The 262-nt window shown below is 71.4% G+C and carries 1 protein-coding gene; it reads left to right on the forward strand.

Annotation, left to right across the window (positions count from 1 at the left end):
- Positions 1–262 (forward strand): amidase family protein (locus KB213_RS12085; protein WP_249110574.1); only part of this gene is annotated, 262 nt, incomplete at both ends.

Raw genomic sequence — 262 nt, forward strand, 5'->3', positions numbered from 1 at the left:
TCCCGCCGCCTGTCGCCGGTCGAGGTGACAGAGCACCTTCTCGCGCGCCAGGAACGGTTCGAGGGCGCGGTCAACGCCTTCACGCTCGTCGACCGCGAGGGCGCGCTCACGTCGGCCCGTGCCTCCGAAGCGCGCTATCGGAGCGATGCGCCGCTCGGCCCGATCGACGGCGTGCCAGCGACGGTGAAGGACAACATCGCGCTCCAAGGCCTCCCCAATCGCAAGGGCTCGGCCGTCACGCCAGCCGGTCCCGAGACCTTCG

The sequence above is a fragment of the Neokomagataea anthophila genome, from assembly GCF_018122595.1.
Lineage (GTDB): Bacteria > Pseudomonadota > Alphaproteobacteria > Acetobacterales > Acetobacteraceae > Gluconobacter > Gluconobacter anthophilus.